This is a genomic window from Streptomyces sp. NPDC020362 (assembly GCF_040642095.1).
Taxonomy (GTDB): Bacteria; Actinomycetota; Actinomycetes; order Streptomycetales; family Streptomycetaceae; genus Streptomyces.
Genome location: NZ_JBFAET010000426.1, coordinates 1 through 2586 on the forward strand (window position 1 = coordinate 1; position 2586 = coordinate 2586).

The 2586-nt window shown below is 68.7% G+C and carries 1 protein-coding gene and 1 pseudogene; one reads left to right on the plus strand and one right to left on the minus strand.

Annotated elements, in window-relative coordinates:
• Positions 1-1339, plus strand: a 1339-nt coding sequence (locus AB0H32_RS47800) for a M4 family metallopeptidase (protein WP_361135870.1), incomplete at its 5' end; no start/stop codon positions are given.
• 47 nt (positions 1340-1386) lie between these two features.
• Here the strand turns inward: AB0H32_RS47800 and AB0H32_RS47805 are convergent.
• Positions 1387-2490, minus strand: a pseudogene (locus AB0H32_RS47805) (glycoside hydrolase family 64 protein); the annotation flags it as partial.
• Positions 2491-2586: the final 96 nt, after the last annotated feature.

The following is a 2586-nucleotide window of genomic DNA, read 5'->3' on the forward strand; positions in this document are numbered from 1 at the left end:
CGACCCGCTGACCTCGCTGGACGTCGCGGGCCACGAGATGAGCCACGGCGTCACCTCCAACACCGCGGGCCTGGAGTACACGGGTGAGTCCGGCGGCCTGAACGAGGCCACCAGCGACATCTTCGGCACCGGCGTGGAGTTCTACGCCAACAACAGCACGGACGTCGGCGACTACCTCATCGGCGAGAAGATCAACATCAACGGCGACGGCACCCCGCTGCGCTACATGGACAAGCCCAGCAAGGACGGCGGCTCAGCCGACAGCTGGTACTCCGGTGTCGGCGGCCTCGACGTGCACTACTCCTCGGGGCCCGCGAACCACATGTTCTACCTGCTCTCCGAGGGCAGCGGCACCAAGGTCATCAACGGTGTCACGTACAACAGCCCGACCTCGGACGGCGTCGCCGTGACCGGCATCGGCCGGGCCGCCGCCCTGCAGATCTGGTACAAGGCGCTGACGTCGTACATGACGTCGAGCACCGACTACGCCGCCGCCCGCACCGCCGCCCTCAACGCGGCCGCCGCGCTCTACGGCACCAACTCCACCCAGTACGCCGGGGTGGGCAACGCCTTCGCCGGCATCAACGTCGGCAGCCACATCACCCCGCCCAGCAGCGGAGTGACCGTCACCAACCCGGGCAGCCAGAGCGCCAGCGTCGGCACGCCCGTCAGTCTGCAGATCCAGGCGAGCAGCACCAACAGCGGTGCTCTCAGCTACAGCGCCTCCGGTCTGCCGGCCGGCCTGTCGATCAACAGCTCGACCGGCCTGATCTCCGGCACACCCACCACCGCGGGGACCTCGAACGCCACCGTCACGGTGACCGACTCCACCGGGGCGACCGGCACCGCGACCTTCGGCTGGACCGTCAACCCCACCGGAGGCGGCTGCACGTCGACCCAGCTGCTGGCCAACCCCGGCTTCGAGTCGGGCGGCACCGGATGGACGGCGACGAGCGGGGTCATCACCACCGACAGCGGTGAGGCGGCCCACGGCGGCTCCTACAAGGCCTGGCTGGACGGCTACGGCAGGACGCACACCGACACCCTGTCCCAGTCGGTGACGATCCCCGCGGGCTGCAAGGCGACCCTGACCTTCTACCTGCACATCGACTCCGACGAGACCACCGGCAGCACCCAGTACGACAAGCTGACGGTGACCGCCGGTTCGAAGACCCTGGCGACGTACTCGAACCTCAACAAGGCCTCCGGCTACAGCCAGAAGTCCTTCGACCTGTCCTCGCTGGCGGGCTCGACGGTCACGCTGAAGTTCAACGGAGTCGAGGACTCCTCGCTCCAGACCAGCTTCGTCGTGGACGACACCGCCCTCACGACCGGCTGAGGCATCCGCTGCGGCCCCGCACCCGAGGGGTGCGGGACCGTGGCATGTCAGCGCAGCGGATCCAGCGTCACATACGCCTGCTGCGGACTGCCGTCGTGGACCAGGGACTCCTGGTTGCCGACGTCGTCGAAGGCGAACGCGTACGCCTTGCCGTCGGCCATCCGCGCGTGGACGCCGCGCGCGTACTGGTTGGTCACCGCGTCCTGGTAGAAGCTCGCCGACGAGGCGTCCGGCTGGTTGGGGTTGACGAGCAGCGTCGAGCGGTTGAAACCGGCGCACAGCGTGCGCGAGATGGGCCCGCGCACCTGGTCGTTCGGGGCGTCCAGCAGCTTGTGGCAGCCGAAGACGCTGTCCGCGTCGGGCTTCTGGAAGCTGGTGACGACCGCGCCGGAGGAATTGGTGAAGTTCATGACGTTCCCCGCGACCCGGCCGTAGTACTTGGTGTTCGGCTGGTCGGTGAACGGCGTGACGGTCAGGGTCGCCGTCGCGTACTTCTGCCAGACCCGGTTGATGTAGTCGTCCATCACGTTCGCAGGCAGGGCCCCGGTCTCCACGCCGTACAGCGGGGACAGGGCACGCAGCACGGTGCCGTCGGAGCGCGTCTGGATCAGACGGCCCCAGCCGCCCGGCTGCGCGCGCAGGGCGTCGAAGAAACCGGTGTAGCCGCCGGACTTGAGGTGCCCCGTGCTGCTCACGCTGCCGTCGGAGCGCTGCACGCCGACGGCGTACGGCGCCGAGAACATGTCCACCTGGGTGCTGTTGAGCCACAGCCCGGAGTCGTTCAGCGTGTACTCCGACCAGTTGAACAGGATGTTCCGGTTGGGGTCGGACGGATTCTGCACGGCGGGCTGCACGAGCCCGCCGGTGGTCAGCCTGAAGTCGAGCTTCTGGCCGTAGGAGAAGTAGATCCGGCCGGAGAACTTCGGGATCCGGATCGTCGCCGACCGCCCGGTCGCCGGGCCGGCGATCGCCGCGTCCGGTGCGGGAGTCGGCGGATTGCCGCCCGCCGGCCAGGCGTGGAAGGCGCCGTTCGCATCGGCCCAGCCCTGCCGGCTCGTGGACAGCTGGGTGCCGAGGTCGTAGACGTACACCGGGTCGGAACGGCCCGAGTTGTTGGTGATCGTCAGCGCGATGGTGTCCGGTACGGCGGCGCTGTCCGAGTGCGAGAGGCGCTACGCCTTGACGCGAACGTCCTTGCGGAGTTTGGCGGTGATCTCCGCGGCGTCGCTGATGGACATGCCCTTGCC